This is a genomic window from Entomospira culicis (genome assembly GCF_028748145.1).
GTDB lineage: Bacteria > Spirochaetota > Spirochaetia > WRBN01 > WRBN01 > Entomospira > Entomospira culicis.
The window spans coordinates 602,041-619,843 of the sequence record NZ_CP118181.1; the positions used below are offsets into that span (position 1 = coordinate 602,041).

Annotated in this window: 16 protein-coding genes; 13 read left to right on the forward strand and 3 right to left on the reverse strand. The window is 45.1% G+C overall.

The features are described from left to right. Positions 1-4: 4 nt before the first annotated feature. Together dnaE and PVA46_RS02840 are read right to left on the reverse strand one after the other, a co-directional pair. Positions 5-3,547, reverse strand: coding sequence for a DNA polymerase III subunit alpha (gene dnaE, locus PVA46_RS02835; protein ID WP_167695249.1), 3,543 nt, complete (start codon positions 3,545-3,547; stop codon positions 5-7). An 81-nt stretch (positions 3,548-3,628) separates the two neighbouring features. After that, positions 3,629-4,474, reverse strand: a complete 846-nt coding sequence (locus PVA46_RS02840) for a carbonic anhydrase family protein (protein ID WP_167695250.1) — start codon at positions 4,472-4,474, stop codon at positions 3,629-3,631. A gap of 312 nt (positions 4,475-4,786) precedes the next feature. Between PVA46_RS02840 and PVA46_RS02845 the strand changes: the two genes are divergently transcribed. The 3 genes from PVA46_RS02845 to PVA46_RS02855 are packed head-to-tail and all read left to right on the forward strand — an operon-like array spanning position 4,787 to position 5,650. Continuing rightward, positions 4,787-5,065, forward strand: a complete 279-nt coding sequence (locus PVA46_RS02845; RefSeq protein ID WP_167695251.1) for an NINE protein — start codon at positions 4,787-4,789, stop codon at positions 5,063-5,065. 45 nt (positions 5,066-5,110) lie between these two features. Continuing rightward, positions 5,111-5,473: a hypothetical protein gene (locus PVA46_RS02850; protein ID WP_167695252.1), complete on the forward strand. Its 363-nt coding sequence runs from the start codon at positions 5,111-5,113 to the stop codon at positions 5,471-5,473. 45 nt (positions 5,474-5,518) lie between these two features. Then, positions 5,519-5,650 carry a hypothetical protein gene (locus PVA46_RS02855; protein WP_274360319.1) on the forward strand — a complete coding sequence of 44 codons (132 nt, stop codon included), beginning with the start codon at positions 5,519-5,521 and terminating at the stop codon, positions 5,648-5,650. Positions 5,651-5,689: 39 nt separating this feature from the next. Here the strand turns inward: PVA46_RS02855 and PVA46_RS02860 are convergent, their stop codons facing one another. Beyond that, on the reverse strand, positions 5,690-6,373 hold the full coding sequence (locus tag PVA46_RS02860) for a Crp/Fnr family transcriptional regulator (protein ID WP_167695253.1): 684 nt from the start codon (positions 6,371-6,373) through the stop codon (positions 5,690-5,692). A 77-nt stretch (positions 6,374-6,450) separates the two neighbouring features. On the opposite strand from PVA46_RS02860, the gene hcp reads away from it, so the two are divergent. The 10 genes from hcp to dut all read left to right on the forward strand — a co-directional run bounded on the left by hcp (position 6,451) and on the right by dut (position 17,791). After that, entirely contained in the window at positions 6,451-7,995 is a 1,545-nt protein-coding gene (gene hcp / locus PVA46_RS02865; RefSeq protein ID WP_167695254.1) for a hydroxylamine reductase, read from the forward strand. Between the two features lie 276 nt (positions 7,996-8,271). Beyond that, complete coding sequence (locus PVA46_RS02870; protein ID WP_167695255.1) at positions 8,272-8,970, forward strand: aspartate/glutamate racemase family protein; 699 nt, start codon at positions 8,272-8,274, stop codon at positions 8,968-8,970. 80 nt (positions 8,971-9,050) lie between these two features. After that, positions 9,051-9,536: a hypothetical protein gene (locus PVA46_RS02875; RefSeq protein WP_167695256.1), complete on the forward strand. Its 486-nt coding sequence runs from the start codon at positions 9,051-9,053 to the stop codon at positions 9,534-9,536. Positions 9,537-9,566: 30 nt separating this feature from the next. After that, a complete protein-coding gene (locus PVA46_RS02880) occupies positions 9,567-10,403 on the forward strand; it encodes a hypothetical protein (RefSeq protein ID WP_167695257.1) in 837 nt (278 codons plus the stop codon). Positions 10,404-10,553: 150 nt separating this feature from the next. Next, complete coding sequence (locus tag PVA46_RS02885) at positions 10,554-12,548, forward strand: tetratricopeptide repeat protein (RefSeq protein WP_274360320.1); 1,995 nt, start codon at positions 10,554-10,556, stop codon at positions 12,546-12,548. Then, positions 12,535-14,142 (forward strand): tetratricopeptide repeat protein, encoded by a 1,608-nt coding sequence (locus PVA46_RS02890; protein ID WP_167695259.1) that lies wholly within the window; start codon positions 12,535-12,537, stop codon positions 14,140-14,142. The genes PVA46_RS02885 and PVA46_RS02890 overlap by 14 nt, the downstream gene beginning before the upstream one ends. Positions 14,143-14,157: 15 nt before the next feature. Then, positions 14,158-14,808 (forward strand): GNAT family N-acetyltransferase, encoded by a 651-nt coding sequence (locus PVA46_RS02895; protein WP_167695260.1) that lies wholly within the window; start codon positions 14,158-14,160, stop codon positions 14,806-14,808. A 96-nt stretch (positions 14,809-14,904) separates the two neighbouring features. Continuing rightward, on the forward strand, positions 14,905-15,117 hold the full coding sequence (locus tag PVA46_RS02900; protein WP_167695261.1) for a hypothetical protein: 213 nt from the start codon (positions 14,905-14,907) through the stop codon (positions 15,115-15,117). 150 nt (positions 15,118-15,267) lie between these two features. After that, positions 15,268-17,349, forward strand: coding sequence for an elongation factor G (gene fusA, locus PVA46_RS02905; protein ID WP_167695262.1), 2,082 nt, complete (start codon positions 15,268-15,270; stop codon positions 17,347-17,349). After that, the gene (dut, locus tag PVA46_RS02910) at positions 17,342-17,791 is read left to right on the forward strand and encodes a dUTP diphosphatase (protein WP_167696270.1); all 450 of its coding nucleotides are present in this window, start codon (positions 17,342-17,344) and stop codon (positions 17,789-17,791) included. Before fusA ends, dut begins: the two co-directional genes overlap by 8 nt. Positions 17,792-17,803 lie beyond the last annotated feature (12 nt).

The window sequence follows — 17,803 nt, forward strand, 5'->3', positions numbered from 1 at the left end:
AACACTAAAAAGCTACCTCCGTCTCTTCAATTAGATCGCTCTTAAGCTCTAGCCATAGGGGGTCAATGGTTAGGTTAGCACTAACTTGCATGCCTTCAATCGGCAAGGTGATGCCCTCTTTTCCACCAATAATGATCTTAACATGGAGTGCACCTTCATGTTTTTGTAGGAGAAATTTTAAGCTACTAATGTTCTTTTGGTTAATTGCCTGCTCTTTGAGATAGATGTATATGGCTTGGGCGGGACGCTCGGAGTGGGTTGTGGTATCCGTAGGGCAACTTTTGATAGGGAAAACGTCATCATTTTCTTCTGGTACAAAGATATGTTCCACCAAAAGCTGGGCATCAGCTCCGCGATCTAGTTCGATTTTTCCTTGTACGCCCAGTGCTTTGCCTTCACGCGCTTTGAGTAGTTTATCGTTATCTGGCGTTAAGATTTTGGAGAAGAGGACAATGGTAATGCTCCCGTTAAAATCTTCAAGGGTGGCACTTGCCATCAGCGAGCCCTTCTTGGTGGGGCGAATGCTCAAGTGTTTCATTAATCCAATGACGGTATAGATGTTCTGTTTTGAGCTCTGTTCAAGTTCCAAAAGATTAATATTTTGTTGACGCTCCCAAGCCCGACGATACGGCTCTAGCGGGTGTCCAGAGACATAAAACCCTAAAATTTCATGTTCCAGTGCGAGGATTTCTTCGGCAGTGAGGATATTCGATTGGTGATTTCCCTCTGCATCCTCTTCATAATCGGGCATATCAGTATAGGCGAAGGGCGCATAGCTGGGTGCCTCCATTTGATCGAAAAGGGAGTTCTCCTGAGTGTCGATATTGGCGATTTTTGTTGCCCAATCACAGGCTTTGTTCGCATGATAGCGCAAAAAACTGCGGGTGCGATCGGGTTCAATTTTGTCAAATAATCCTGCCAAGATGAGCGTCTCCACCACGCGCTTATTCGGTGCGACGTTCTGCTTGGCAAGCTCCTCTAAAAAGTGAATGAAGGAGGTGAAGGCTCCGATATTCTCTCGCACACGGATAATATCGCCAGCAGCTGCCTCGCCCAATCCTTTCATACCCAATAGACCGTAGTAGATCTTGCCTTCACGCGCGGTAAATTTTCCCTCACTATGGTTGATTTCTGGTGGAAAGATGGGAATGCCCATCGATCGGGTTTCGTCAAGCGCTCGCATAAAGGATTTGGGTGAGCTATTCATCTCGTTGCTTAAGTTGGCCGCCATAAATTGTGCTGGGTAGTGGGCTTTAAGGTAGGCGGTTTGGTAGGCGATAATCGAATAGGCAGCAGCGTGGCTCTTGTTAAATCCATAGCCAGCAAAGGGTAGGAGAATTTGAAAGAGTTCGGCGGCAGCCTCTCTGGTGTGTCCGTTTTGTATGGCTCCTTCGATAAAGATCTGCTCTTGCTTGTCCATCTCCTCTTTCTTCTTTTTACCCATTGCACGACGCAAGAGGTCTGCCCCGCCAAGGGAGTAGCCCGCATAGATTTGGGCAACTTGCATAACTTGCTCTTGGTAGACGATAACGCCATAAGTAGGCTTGAGGATCTCCTTGAGCGAGGGGTGGAAGTATTTCACCCGACTTGGATTGCGCTTACCCTTAATGAAAGCAGGAATAAATTGCATGGGGCCAGGGCGATAGAGGGCATTTAAGGCGATAAGATCCTCAATGCTACTGGGTTGCGCATCTTTAAGAATTTTCTGCATGCCTTCACTTTCAAATTGAAAGATGGCGTGGGTGCGTCCCTCGCAGAAGAGTTTAAAGGTGAGGGCATCGTCTTCGGGGATACGATCGATGTGGAAGTCGGGTTGCTCTTTACGGATCATGGCGACGGTGTTGTCGATGATGGAGAGCGTTTTAAGCCCAAGAAAGTCCATCTTTACTAGCCCACAATCTTCAATAATTTTACTCTCGAACGCGGTGTTGATCGAGCCAGAGCGCTGGTCAAAAATGAGCGGTACGTACTCAACCACGGGAGATTTTCCAATCACCTTGCCACAAGCATGCGTACCAATATGGCGCGTGAGCCCTTCAATTTTGGCGGCAACATCAAAGAGTTGTTTGTAGGATCCGCCCTGTTGATAGAGGCTCTTGAGGTAGGGATTATAGGTGCGCGCCGTGGTTACATTGAGTTTAACATCTTGCTCCTCAGGTAGCGCGGTCTCGTCAACAGCCTTGGTAATCTTGAGGCTCTCGTCAAAGGCGATATCCAAGACACGGGCAACGTCTTTGAGGGCAGCCTTGGTGGCGAGCGTCCCAAAGGTTGTGATGCCCGCGACGTGATCGGCGCCATACTTTTCGGTAACATAGGCGACCACTTCATCCCGACGGTCGTCGTTAAAGTCGATATCAAAGTCGGGCATGCTGACGCGCTCGGGGTTGAGAAAGCGTTCAAAAAGAAGGTTGTACTTGATCGGATCCACATCGGTAATCTTGAGGGCGTAGGCCACCAGCGATCCTGCCCCCGATCCACGTCCTGGCCCTACGGAGATGTCGTGGCGTTTTGCCCAGTCGATAAAGTCCCAGACGATGAGAAAGTAGCCAGAAAATTGCATTGAAGCGATCGTCTCAATTTCAAATTCGGCGCGTTGGCTTAGTTCCGGCGTAACTTCGGGGTATCGTTCTTTTAACCCAGCAAAGACGAGGTGCCTTAGGTATTCGGTCGGGTTGGCAAAGGGTTCGGGGATGGTGTATTCGGGGAGAATGGGGCCACTCTCGGGGATAACTAAGTTACATTTATTGGCAAGTTCAACGGTGTTGGTGAGTGCTTCGGGCACGTCGCTAAAGAGGGCGTACATCTCTTCTGCCGAGCGAAAGTAGCAATTGTCGGCGGCGCTCATTCGGCTACTATCCTTGAGTTTACGTTGGGTTCCTATACATATTAGTATATCGTTGGTCTCTTTGTCTTCGGGCTCGAGGTAGTGAATGTCGTTGGTGGCGATGAGGGGAATACCCGTCTCCTTGGCAAGTTGAACCATGAGATGGCGTACACGTTGCTCTTCGCTATAGCCGTGATCTTGAATTTCCAAATAGAAGTTACCCTCCCCAAAGAGCTCTTGGTAGAAGAGGGCGCGTTCTTTTGCAACTTCATAGCGATTGCGTAAGAGGTGTTGAGCGATTTCGCCACCTAGACAGGCGCTAGAGCAGATTAAGCCTTCGTGGTGAGATTGGAGGAGGGCGTCGTCGATGCGTGGACGGTGATAGAAGCCGTCGATGGAGGCCTGACTGGTGAGGTAGAGTAGATTTTTATAGCCAGTTTCGTCTTTACAGAAGAGGCACATATGGTAGTAACGGCTCTCTTTGTCTTTGATCTGTCTCCCTTTGGGTGCGATGTAAACCTCACACCCGATGATCGGTTTTATGCCTGCTTTTTGGCAGGCTTTTTGGAAGTATAATGCGCCAAACATATTGCCATGGTCGGTCAGGGCGATGGCGCTCATGCCAGATTGAGCGGTCTTTTTTGCGAGATCGGCAACACGGATAGAGCCATCTAGGAGAGAAAATTCGGAGTGATTATGTAAGTGAACAAAAGGATATTCCATCCCTTTATTATAGCAAGAACCCCAATGAATTCCAAGGGGGTTCTTAGTGATTTCTAGAAATGTTCGTTGGATTTTACAGAATTATTTGAGACCTTCTGCATTGGCATTGAGTAATGCGCGGCCATTGAGTGGTTGGGTGTGGCGGGCGGTGTTGTTGTAATGCTCGTGAGCGCGGTAGGCAGCGAGTTGCTCTGCGGAGATCTCGATAGGTTGCGCGAAGACTTGCCATTCAACATTTTCGGTGAGAGGTGGGGTGGTAAGCGATCCTAGATAGTGGAAGTAGTTGAGGTTGGTGGGGAAGAGTGGGGTTACATCGAGGGTAGCAGGTGCGGTGGAGGGATCTTTAAGGGCGTCAAGAAGCACTTGGAAGGTAGGATTGAACGCACCCTCTTTGATGAGCACACCCAATACAGCAAGACGACCACTTTGAGAGATGTGTACAAAGTGCAACTCGAGATCGTAGGTGATGCCATCAACAACGTGCTCGGCTGGGCTGTGGAAGTGGAATTGAATTAGGTCAAAACTACGTCCATTGATGGTGGTGTTGCTAGCAACTTCGGCAAAGAGCGTGGTCTTCTCATCGGTGACCGACTTGAGGCTGATATTCTTGTACATATCGATAAGACCACTGTCGCGCATCGGTACAGCATCGCTAGACTTAATCTGGATAGGCGATTGGGTATGTCCTGCGACAACCTCCCAAGTATCTTGGGTGTTATGGCTGTAACCGTAGCTCTCTACCTCGCCATCTTTTAGCTTAAGGTCTGAGTGCTCATAAGAGATAACGCCACCCTTCTTCTCTTTTTTTGTAGACGAATCGTTATTGCTACCAGTAGGCTGACAACTAAACAATAAACCACCAATAAGCAACGCCATAAGCGACAACTTAAGCTTACCGGCGCTAAGGTGTGATGCAAATTTCTTCATTTTCTTCTCCTCACATAAAAGTGCATTATAAGTTTCTCTTTATCTAAGATAATCTATATTAAAGCGATAGTCAAGCTCTCTTGGACGATAATGTGAAAATTCGGCAAGAACATAGTGATGTGAGATAGCTTTGTCGAGGTGAATCGTTTTTTTTGCAAAGGTTAATTTTTTACATGAAGATGAAAGAAGCGGATAGCATAAAAAGACAGAATAAAAGTTATGTAAAATATATTATTCTTATATTCTAACCTTGTATTTCTCTTAAGGTTCATGTATAATGAAGCCATTATTTTATATCCTAAGGAGTTTTTTATGAATGAAAAACCACAGCAGTATAACAAGATTTTGTTGCTTCTTTTAGTCTATTTTTTGGGCATGTTTGGCGTGCACCAATTTTTAGCCGGTCAGCAACGTCGTGGCGTGCTCTATTTAGCCCTTAGCCTAGGCGCTATTCTCATGGCGTATCTCCGCCCCTTCTTAGCCTTTTTTCTGATCTTAGCACTTACCGTCTTGCTCATTATTGATTTTGTGAAGATTATCCAAGGGAAATTCTACCATATCAAGGGATACTCCTTGGTAGAGGGCTACTAACATGCGTCATAAGCGTAAACGCGTAAAAAAGTGAGGAGAAGAGAGATGAAACAATGGTTGGTTTTTATAGCAGGTATGGTAATGGTAGGGTGTGTACCACAAGAGCAAGCAAAAGAGCGTGCATCGCAGCCGATAGTATCCACAGAAGAGCAGCTAATGGAAAGTGGAGAGCATCTTAGCGAGGCATCAAACTACTTGGATGATATTGCTAATGAGTTTGAGGAGAATGCTAATGACTTCGATTTAGCAGCAGAGCAAGCTAGAGATCCTGCAATGGCAGAATATTTTAGAGGAAAAGCAGCTAGAAATAGAGAGGAGGCGGCTATTTTTAGAGCTAGGTCAGAGGCGATGCAGCGCGAAGCTAATCGGGCCTCGGATGTAGCTAATGATAGATCGATAGATGAGTAGCGTCCTTATTGGTATCACGTTGAATACGCGTAAAGGAGGAGAGAGATGAAACAATGGTTGGCTTTTGTTGTGGCGATGGTGATGAGTCTTGGGGTAGGCTCTTGCCAATCTGTGGATAAGAGCGCCTCTGAGCCGATATCGGAGTTGCACTGGATGAAGGAAGCGCTTCGCTTATAGGACTGTTAGCAGGATAAATATAAATTAAATACAAAATTTTTACATTAAAAATTTTGTATTTAATTTATATTTATTTTTTTCTCTATTAAAAATATTATCTCTTTCCATTGCATTGAGTAGTCGAGATAAAAAGGATCTATTGACAGATAAATAATCAGCTAACTCCTCATGCGTTTTAAAAGGTAAAGTAATCCAATCTTCTCCACAATAATAAAATTGCAAAAGTGTAATCATTGACATTTTTAATGTTGGTTGTGCTAAAACGTAAAGTTTTTTTTGTAAAAAAATAATTTTTTCAGCAAGAGATTTTGTTAGATATTGGTGATATCGCGCAATGAGATCTTTCTGTATGGGTGATGTTGTGGAATTGGTTGGATGATAATTCATCCATAAAATATTACTTTTTTGTTGGGACTTTATTGTAACTTGACTTATATGTTTTCCGGTAATCACAAAGGCTTCGCCTAGCATCTGTGCGGGATGAATAACATTAAGTAACCGTGGTGTCTCTTCGCATATTGTGTGGTAAAGCATGAGTTTGCCACTGATAAGAATCCCGATGTAATTTAGTGGATCGCCTTGCTGTAAAATTATTTGATCTTTAGCGTACTTTTTTTGTTTTACGTTTAGCAATGAAAAAATTTCTCCTAATTCTTCGCTATTAAATTGGTTAAAAACAATATTTTGCTTAAGGATTTGTATTATTTCTAAAGAAAACAACATATTGTTACAAATGTAACATACAAAAATAAAAAAATCAAGTAGGATAGAGTTACTATTGTCAATATTGGAGGATTTAAATGTTCTGTTTTCAATGTGAGCAAACGGCAACAAATGGTTGTAAAACTGTCGGTGTTTGCGGTAAAGATGATTTGTTGGCAAACAAACAAGATGAACTCTTAGCGACAGCGATTATGTTGGCTAAGGAGTATTGTGATGCGCCTAACCCTGAGGTATCTGCATTATTACAAGATGCTCTTTTTGTTACCGTAACTAACGTAAGTTTTGATAAGCAACACGTAGAGGATTGGATCAATTTACTAAAACGTTACAGTCATAATATGGATAATACCTTTTCTATGACCGAAATCTGGCAAGCTTCAGAGGATGAGCGGAGCTTAAAATCGCTCCTTATTTTTGGGTTAAAGGGCTTAGCTGCTTATGCTCATCATGCGCGTGTTCTAGGAATGAGTGATCAGGAAGTAGATCACTTCTTTTACGAGGCACTTGCTATTTTGCCTGAATCACTATCTTTGGATCAACTCTTGGGATTAAATCTTAAATGTGGTGAGGTAAATCTTAGGTGTATGCAGTTATTAGATCAGGGGCATTATGAGCATTTTGGTCACCCTTTCCCAGCAAGCGTATCGATGAGAGTGGAAGCTGGTCCTTTTATTGTTATTAGTGGACATGATATGCAAGATCTTTATCTCCTGTTACAGCAAACAGAAGGCAAAGGTATTGCTATTTATACGCATGGTGAGATGCTACCTGCTCATGGTTATCCTAAGTTGCGTGCTTTTAAGCACCTTAAAGGGCACTTTGGTACGGCTTGGCAAAACCAGCAATCTGAATTCTCTCATTTGCCTGCACCGATTCTTTTTACGACTAATTGTATTATGCCGGTAAAGAAGAGTTATGAAGATAGAGTCTTTACAACTTCGCTCGTTGCTTACCCAAACATGGTGCATATTGATGGTAAAAAGGATTTTACTGCGCTTATTGATAAAGCCTTGGCTTTAGGGGGATTTGATGATCCTCAACTCTTTACGGGTATTAATGGCGGTAGTGAGCTTACTACAGGATTTGGGCATCATGCAGTTAATCAAAGTATGGATGCTGTAGTTGATGCCATTAAAGCCGGTGATTTAAAACATATTTTCTTAGTAGGAGGGTGTGATGGGGCTAAAACAGGACGAAACTATTATACACAACTGGTGCAAGCCTTGCCTAAAGACGTGCTCACCCTTACCTTGGCGTGCGGTAAATTTCGATTTAATGATATAGATTTTGGTAAGATTGGTGATTTACCAAGGCTCTTAGATGTTGGTCAATGTAATGATGCGTATGGTGCGATTAATATTGCCTTAAGTTTATCAAATCGGCTTCATTGTTCGGTTGATGAGCTACCATTAACTTTTGTACTCTCTTGGTATGAACAGAAAGCGGTAGTGGTTCTGTTAACGTTGTTACATTTGAATATTAAAAATATCTATCTTGGTCCCACTTTGCCTCTATTTTTATCTCCTAATGTGTTAGATGTTTTAGTACAAAAGTGGCAAATTAAGGCTATTAGTACAGTAGAAGCGGATTTAAAGCAGATGTATCCTCAAGAGATCATTTAGTTTTTATTTATCCAATTTTGATGGATGATGCCTTTGTCTTGGGGCTGAATGATTATCTGTAAGAGCATTGTTTAAAAGATAATAAATTTCTATAATGGGAGATGTGTATGTGAGATGTATGCACCTTCCATTATATATTTTACGGGGATCAGGTATTGTCGTGGTAATTTTTTTCATGTATGAACCGATAGAATTCTTGAGAATATGTATGGCATCAAGTAGGTAAAATTTATCAAAATAAAAATATTAATAGAATTATACACTAAGGGAGGTAACATGAGGAAGATTGGTCTGTTGGGTGGCATGAGTTGGGAGAGTACGTTGGTTTATTACAAGTTGATTAACGAGGCGGTGGCAAAGGAGTTGGGTGGGCTTCATTCGGCGAAGATTTTGCTCTCTAGTGTCGATTTTGCCGAGATTGCCGAGCTTCAAGCGCGGGGGGATTGGCAAAAGAGTGGAGAAATCCTTGCCGAAGAAGCTAGCCTCTTGGCGCAGGCTGGTGCTGATGTTATTGCGATATGTACGAATACCATGCATAAGGTTGCACCGAGAGTTAGCGCGCAACTATCGATTCCGCTGTTACATATTGCGCAAGCCAGCGCCGACAAGCTCTTAGCCGAGGGGGTTTCGCGGGTGCTCTTGTTGGGTACGAAGTACACCATGACGCAAGATTTTTATCGCGAGGCATTGGAGCAGGCAGGGCTTACGGTTTTTGTGCCGTCAGCCGAGCAGATGGACGTGGTGCATCATATTATCTATACCGAGCTTTGTCTTGGGATGATCCAAGCGTCTTCGCGTAAGCAACTGCAAGATCTGATTGAGCAGATGCGTCCGCAGGGGGTGCAAGGCGTGTTACTGGCATGTACCGAGCTTGGCTTATTGCTATCTCCCCAAGACGTATCGATACCACTGTTTGATACCACGGTTATCCATGCGCAGGCGATTGCCACCTACGCGCTGGAGAAGAAAGCTTAAGATAAATTTAGATCTTCTTTAAAGTAGCCGATAGATAATATAGCAAAGAATAGAGAAATTGTTCGACAAGGAGAAGAAGCATGGGACTATTACCCGTAGTGTATGACTATTTTGTAGAAAAAGGAGGGCGTCCGCCACTGGTGATTGTTACGCAGATGGATCGGGCGCTCTTTAGTGAGGGCTATGCCATGGAGTATCAATTACAAATTTTTTATGACGATGGCGAGGTGGATTCGCTTTTGAGTTTTGATCAGGAGAAGGTCAAAGAGATTGTCACCTATCTTAGTGAAATTAAGCAAGAGGGCGAGACAAAGATGCTCTATGAGGCGAAGAAGTGTTATCTAAAGAATGATCTCAAGCGTACCGACAATGGCTCCCCAATGAATATTATGCAACGTATTGCCTATCTTAATCGCCAGACAACCGAGGTGCATCATAGCGATGAGCATGTCTTTATCATCGGCGAGAAGGTCTATCCTAGTTGGAAGGTAGACTTTGCGCGTGGTGGTAGCACCAACTTTTATATTGATGGCTCAGTGGAGGCCTACTTCGCTTTTTTACGATAAAAATCTAGGATTTAGGAGAAAGAGAATAGCATGAATGATGATATTGATTTTAGTCAATTTGTATTGGAGCAATTAGCCGAAGATTGGCGTGCGTATGCAGAGCTAGAAAATGATGATATAACCGTGGAGATCGTCGATGCGATTATCGCCTCGATGGACGATGCAGGGGTTAATAATGAACTAACAATGCGAGGCAAATTCTATTTAACAAAGCTGGATAAAAATTGGCGTGAGGTGGCTATTAAGAGTATCCCTGCTGATCTTTTAAATAAAGAGATGCTATTGGCGGTGCGTCGTCAGTTGCGTGAGGGTAGTACCCCCGTGGCCAGTGTGGTAAGTGAGCCTGTCGCGCAAACGATCAGCACGCCTGCACCGGTGGTAACTCCTGCGCTACCCACCTTTAAACCACTGCAACAAACGGGGGTCTCGGCGCTTTTTTATAATCGATTAGTTGCGCATTTGGAGGAAGAGCAGTCGCTACCGCCGGTGATTCGTCTCTACAAAACAGTTTCGGACTTTGGTTATCTTTACACCATTGAGGTATACGACGAGCGAGGCATGAAGGAGTCGTTACGTCTGAAGAATAATGGCGAATTTTACGATACGGTGGCAACTCTGTTAGACGCCTTGGCTCGTTATGGCACCTACTCGCGCCAAGAGCAAGTCTATACCCACCTTGAGGTCTTAAAAATGGCCAAGACCCAAGAGCGCAGTACCTATCAAGATGAGATGGAAGATCGCGTGCTCTATATTAATGTAAAAAAGACCGAGCAAGAGCAGAGTCGTTATCGCAACAGCTATCAACAAGTGATTATCAAATTTTTACAGGAAAATTGGTACGTGAGCTTTTATTATCAGAGCAAATAAGCGGGCATCTAGCCTTGTATACCAAGTGTATAAAAAACCAGATAAGTCATCTATCTGGTTTTTTATGTAATAGTATTTTTCTGTGCTATCCTCTATATATTGTCATCCTCTGATTTTTATGCTATAGTAAGATAAGGGGGATACCGTATGATGGATTGTCCAAATATAGAAATTGTCGAGCAGATGTCGCACCAAGGGCTACTGGAGATGGCTGAATGTTATGCCGAAATGGGCGAGTATCGCCAAGCCATCGAATACTATCAACAAGGGCTACCCCTAGAACCAGAGAATAGCGATGTTTTGAACAAATTAGGGGTCGCTTATTATGAACTAGAGGCGTACGAAGAGGCCAAGGAGTATTTTTTACGCGCACTAAGCCTAGAGCCAGAGAGTGTTAAATTTTTGCGTAACCTAGGATTAACTTATAGAAAGTTAGAGCGCTATGAAGAAGCACGCGACTATTATCAGCGTGCCTTGGCCATTGCTCCTGATGATAGCAATGCGTTAAATGGTTTAGGCGATGCCCTTTATTATTTAAATCAGTATGAAGAGGCGAAGGAGTATTTTTTACGCGCACTAAGCCTAGAGCCAGAGAGTGCTGAATTTTTGTACAACGTAGGCGTGGTTTACAGAGAGTTAGAGCGCTACGACGAGGCTCTACTCTATTTTCAGCGAGCGTTGGCGGTTGCGCCTGATGATGTGCGGATTTTAAATGGATTAGGTATTTTTTACGAAAGGCTCACGCGCTATGACGAGGCGCTAGCCTATCACGAGCGAGCGTTAGCCGTTGATCCTGATGATGCAAACACTTTATATCACCTCGGTACTACCCATTATCAGTTAGAGCATTATGATGAAGCGATACGCTATTTTCAGCGAGCCTTAGCCGTTGATCCAGACGATGTGGCTATTTTAAATGGATTAGGCGTTACGCATAGAGAGCTGATGCGTTATGAGGAGGCGATAGCTTATTATCAGCAAGCCATGGCGATCGATGCGGAATATTTTTATGCATTATATAATCTCGCTAGGCTCTATGAAGAGTTAGGTAGGTATAGCGAGGCGATAGCGTATTACGAGCGGGCCTTAGCCGTTGATCCTGATAATGTGGATGCGTTAAACGAATTAGGCATTGTCTATAAAAAGCTAGAGCGTTATGAGGAGGCGATAGCCTATTATCAGCGAGCGTTGGCGGTTGATGCGGAGTATTTTTATGCGTTGTACAATCTCGCTAGGCTCTATAAAGAGTTAGGTAGGTATCGCGAGGCGATACCGTATTACGAGCGTGCCTTAGCGGTTGAGCCAGAGGATGTGGATATCTTATATAATCTTGGTTGGGTGCTCTATCGTGATCAGTCATTTGATGCGTCGGTGGAGACCTACCATCAGCTTATCAGCCTCGATCCAGAGCATCTTGATGGCTTGAACATGTTAGGTATTCTCTATGCTATGGCCATGAGGTACGATGAGGCGATAGCCTATTATCAGCGAGCGCTGGCCGTTGATCCACAATATAGATATGCTCTGCATAACTTAGCAGGCACCTATTATCGCTTAGGGCGCTATGCCGAGGCGATTGCCTGCTATGAGCAACTTGTCGTGATTGACCCGATGAATGAGGAGGCCTGGCTTACTCTAGGCTCTACTTACACGAGGGAAGATCGCCACGCTGAGGCACTGGTTGCTTATGCACGTTGGATCTCTATCGAGAAAGAAGATCCCCTGATCTGCACCCCAGTAATCACCACAGAGATGTCGCCTCAAGCATGGATAGAGGCGGGGGATTGTTATGCGATGAGTGGATTTTTTTACCCCGCCATTAGCGCCTATCAGCAAGCATTAGCCTTAGCTGGAGAGAGCTCCGAAGTTTTGCATAGTGTAGGGTTTGTGTACGGATGGCTAGAGATGCATGATGAAGCAATAGCCTATTATCAGCGAGCGTTGGCAGTTGATCCGCAATATAGAGATGCGCTTTATAGCTTAGCAAGTACCTATTATCAGCTAGGGCGCTATGCCGAGGCGATAGCCTGCTATGAGCAACTTGTAGCAATAGAGCCAGAGAATAGCGATGCTGCAACCACTATTGTAAGGCTTAGGTTGCTTATGGAGGAGAAAGGGATAGGAGAAGACGATGCAAAGGGATAATCCACCAAAGTTAGCAGAAGGGCATGCACTTTATGCAGATAAGGAGTATGCCAAGGCGGTGGTCTGTTATCGGGAGGCTCTGGCGCAACAGTTTGATGTGAAAGCGTGGTATAATCTTGCTTATGCGTTGGTTCAATTGGGCGAGTATGCCGAGGCGATTACCGAATATGAGAAGATTGTGGCAGATAACGAGGCATGCTTGAGTTGTTGGGAGAATCTGGCGTACTGTTATACGCAGGTGGAAGCGTATCAACAGGCGATTGTGATCTACGAACGTTTAGCGAACCTCCAGCCAGAGTTGGGGCGTTGGTATCACTATATTGGCAGAATGTACTTTTATCTGCAGGAGTATGACCAAGCCATTGGTTATTTCGAGCAAGCTATAGCACGAGATCCTGATGAAGTGGTCAATATGGCGATGTTAGGGCGTAGCTTAGATTTAGCTGGACGATCGTCGCAAGGGGTGGCTTGGAGCAAAAAGGCGCTTGCCTTAGATAAGGATTGCCTGCCTGCTTACTATCACTTAAGCTCTTGGTATTATCGTCAGGGCGACTACGTGCAAGCTCTGCCCTATTATCAGGAGTTACTTAGACTTGTTCCCGATGATGTGGTCGCACTTGTCGATATGGGCTATGTATTGATGCGCCTAGGGCATCTTGAGGAGGGTCTATCTGCCTATCAAGAGGCGTTACGCTTAGAGCCTACAAATACGCAAGCGCTCAATAATATTGGATACTATTATACCCACCCTCGGGTGAATCAAGTGGCGCAGGCGCTTTCTTACTATGAGAAATCCTTTGCGTTAGACCCCAATAATGTCCCGGCAATGGCAGGATTGGCTTGGTGTTATAATGAAGAGGGCAATCATCCGCAGGCAATTGCGCTCTACCAGCGGGCGCTTAGCATCGAGCCAGAGAATATTAATGTCATCTTTCATTTAGCGAATTCCTTGCGAGATAGTGAAGAGTATACCGAGGCGATACCCTATTTTCAGCAGGTGCTTGCCTCGGATGATGCTGATGATGAGATGAAGGAGCTGGCGCGCTCTAACGTAGGTAACTGCTACTATAATCTTGAGCGTTATGACGAGGCGATAGCTTATTATCAGCAAGCCATAGCGATCGATGCGGAATATTTTTATGCATTGTATAATCTCGCTAGGCTCTATAAAGAGTTAGGTAGGTATCGCGAGGCGATTGATTATTACGAGCGTGCCTTAGCGGTTGAGCCAGAGGATGTGGATATCTTATATAGTCTTGGTTGGGTGCTCTATCGTGATCAGTCATTTGATGCGTCGGTGGAGACCTACCATCAGCTTATCAGCCTCGATCCAAAGCATCTTGATGGCTTGAACATGTTAGGTATTCTCTATGCTATGGCCATGAGGTACGATGAGGCGATAGCCTATTATCAGCGAGCGCTGGCCGTTGATCCGCAATATAGATATGCTCTGCATAACTTAGCGGGTACCTATTATCGCTTAGGGCGCTACACCGAGGCTATCATCTATTTAGAGCGATTATTGGCGATTGATCCCGACGATAGCGAGGCACAAAGATTGCTGGCAGAGTGTCAAATATTATTAAAAAAATAGACAAAGGATAATAATGTGAATATTAATATACGATTAATAGAAAAGAAGGATGCTCCCGCATTGATAGAGGTGGCGCGCGAGGCATTTTGGAATCTCTATCGCCCTGGGGCTGAGGAGCATCTGGTGGTGCACCAAATGTTGCATCATGCCGATTGGGTGCGCGATGTCTCCTTTCTTATCGAGGTGGATAATGCGATCGTCGGCGCGGTCTTTTATAGCAAAGCCACAGTCGAGCTTCTACACGGTGAGCCACTCGCCACCCTAGCAATGGGGCCTCTCTGCATCTTGCCTAAGCTACATCGCCAAGGGATGGGTCGACGGTTGATGGAGCACTCGCTAGCCAAGATCAAAGCGCTGGGCTACCCGCTGATTGTTACACTTGGCTATGACTATCACTATGCACCGTATGGTTTTGTGAGCGCCAAAAAGTACGGTATCTATCTGGAAGAGGGCATCTACTACAAAGGGCTTCTCGCGCTCGATTTTACGCAAAACGCCGGCAAAAGCTACGCGGGGAAAGTGATATTGTCGGATGTGTTTGCGGTAGACTCGGATGCTCTTCTCGCCTTCGAGCGCCAATTTCCTGCCAAAGAGAAGGCGGTTTTACCCAGTCAAGCACGCTTCGCCCAAGCGGTGGTCGCCATCGACGAGGCAGAGTACGAGTAAGTATCCATGCGAAAAAATATTCTTGACAGGTCAAATTTTTGATAGTATATTGTAGGTGAAGTGATGAATTCAAACAAAATTTTAAAGGAGTTGTCTATGTATGATGAAAAACCAGTAATTCAAAGTTTTATTGAAAATTACGAGATTAAGAGTACCGAAGTATCGGAAGAAAGCCGTTCTAAAGGTGATGGGCATACAATTTGGGCTATAGTGTTGGGGACAGTGGGTATAGGTTTTTGGGGTTTTGCTGGTTATCATGGGGTAAAAGCTGCACGCTATCATGGTAAGACCTTAGAAAAACGCAAGTAATATTTATTTAGATTAATTTTTGTTTCATCACTTTACTTCTTGTATTGTTTCTGTCATAATTTCTCTCCCACCCCTCTTGCACATAATGGCAAAAAAAATTATACTATAAGGCATAAAATTAAATCTAAATGAGGTTACTGAAGAAAAACAATGGACATCGCAAAGGTACGAAACATCGGTATTAGTGCGCACATCGATAGTGGTAAGACAACTCTCTCGGAGCGCATTCTCTTTTTTTGTAATAAGATTCACGCCATCCACGAGGTGCGCGGTAAAGACGGCGTGGGCGCCACTATGGATCACATGGAGCTTGAGCGCGAGCGTGGTATTACCATCACCAGCGCTGCCACCAACGTTACTTGGAAGGATTATGACATTAACTTGATCGACACTCCAGGCCACGTCGACTTCACCATCGAGGTTGAGCGCGCGCTTCGGGTTTTAGACGGTGCTATCCTTGTCTTGTGTTCGGTTGCTGGTGTACAGTCGCAATCTATCACCGTAGACCGCCAGCTCAAGCGCTACAATGTACCACGCCTTGCCTTTGTTAATAAGTGCGACCGTGTCGGTGCCAACCCCTTCAAAGTGCGCGATCAGTTGCGTGAAAAGCTCAATCTTAACGCGCATATGATTCAGATTCCTATCGGGCTAGAAGAGGAGCATCGTGGTGTGGTCGACTTGGTTGCCATGAAGGCTTACACTTTTAACGAAGATGGTGATATGACCGAAGGCGATATCCCTGCCGAACTCCAAGCCGATGCTGATACCTATCGCTATGATATGCTTGATGCCTTGAGTATGTTCAACGACGAGCTTATGGAGCTCTTGATGGAAGAGAAAGAGATCCCTGAGCAATTGATCAAAGATACCATCCGCAAGGCGACTATCTCGCGCGAGTTTGTACCGGTGATGCTTGGTTCTGCTTATAAAAACAAAGCGATTCAGCCGTTGCTTAATGCCGTTACCTACTACCTGCCTGCGCCTAACGACGTGGAGAATGTTGCCCTTGATCTCGATCAAGAGGAGAAGGAGATCGTCTTAGCCAGTGATGAGAATCACAAAAATGCGGTAGCCCTCGCCTTTAAGCTTGATGATACCCAGTATGGTCAGATTACTTATATCCGTGTCTACCAAGGAAAAATTCGCAAGGGTGATGAGTTGGTGAATGCCCGTACCAAGAAGAAATTTAAGGTCGGTCGCCTTGTGCGCATGCATAGTAAGGAGATGACTGATATTACCGAAGCTCCCGCTGGTGATATCGCTGCGCTCTTTGGTATTGACTGTGCTTCGGGCGATACCTTTACTTCCCCTAATATCAACTACTCGATGACTAGTATGTTTGTGCCAGCTCCGGTTATCTCGTTGTCGATTAAACCAAAGGATAGCAAGGCCAGCGACAACATGGCTAAGGCGCTCAACCGCTTTACCAAGGAAGATCCTACTTTCCGCACCTATGTCGATCCCGAAAGTAACGAGACGGTTATTCAGGGAATGGGCGAGCTTCACCTTGAGGTGTATGTTGAGCGTATGAAGCGCGAGTACAAGGCCGAGGTGGAGACTGGTATGCCACAGGTTGCCTATCGTGAGACGATTACGAAGGCTACGCCGTTCAATTATACCCACAAGAAGCAGACTGGTGGTGCAGGTCAATACGCGCGTGTTGCCGGTGAGATGACGCCGTTGGCAGAGGGTGAGTATCAATTTGTTAATAATATTAAGGGTGGTGTAATTCCTACCGAATATGTGCCTAGTTGTGATAAAGGTTTCCGTTCGTGCCTTGGTAAGGGCAGCTTAATTGGCTTCCCGATTGTAGGTGTGCAGATGATGATCAATGATGGGCAGTTCCACCCCGTGGACTCTTCGGACATGGCCTTCCAAGCTGCTGGTCGTGGCGCATTCCGTGAAGCATACATGAAATCTTCGCCACAGGTGTTGGAGCCGATCATGAAGGTTGCTGTCGAAGGGCCTACCGAGTTCCAAGGATCGATTTTTGGATCGATTAACCAACGTCGTGGTGTGATTTTAGGCTCTACCGAAGAGGGCGTGATGTGTCGTGTTGAGGCGGAAGTTCCTCTTTCTGAGATGTTTGGTTACTCTACGGTCTTGCGCTCCTTGACGCAAGGTAAGGCTGAGTTCACCATGGAATTCTTAAAGTACGCTAAGGCACCTAATAATGTTACCGAGGCGATGATTAAAGAGTACGAAGCAAAACGCAAATCTGGTGATGACTAGTCATCCAACGATTGTTGTCCATTACCTAGGTTCCCTTGATGGGGCGCCTAGGTATGCTTCTGCTTTAGCCTCGGGGGCGGATTTACAGGCAAATATTTCAGAAGCTTGGATCTTAAAACCGCAAGAGCGTAAGTTGATTCCTACGGGGATATCGTTAGACATTCCTGCAGGGTATGAGGCGCAGGTGCGTTCGCGTTCGGGATTGGCGCTTCATCATGGCGTGGTTGTGTTAAATAGTCCGGGTACGATTGATGCCGATTATCGCGGAGAGATTGGTGTTATCTTATATAACACTTCGGAACACCCCTTTACGATTGAGGTGGGCATGCGGATTGCACAACTTGTTTTTGCTCCGATTGTCGTGGGGACTTTTGTTCGGCTGGATGGTTTAGATGCAACGGTGCGGGCTAGCTCTGGTTTTGGTGCTAGTGGATTAGGATAGGAATGCATTTGT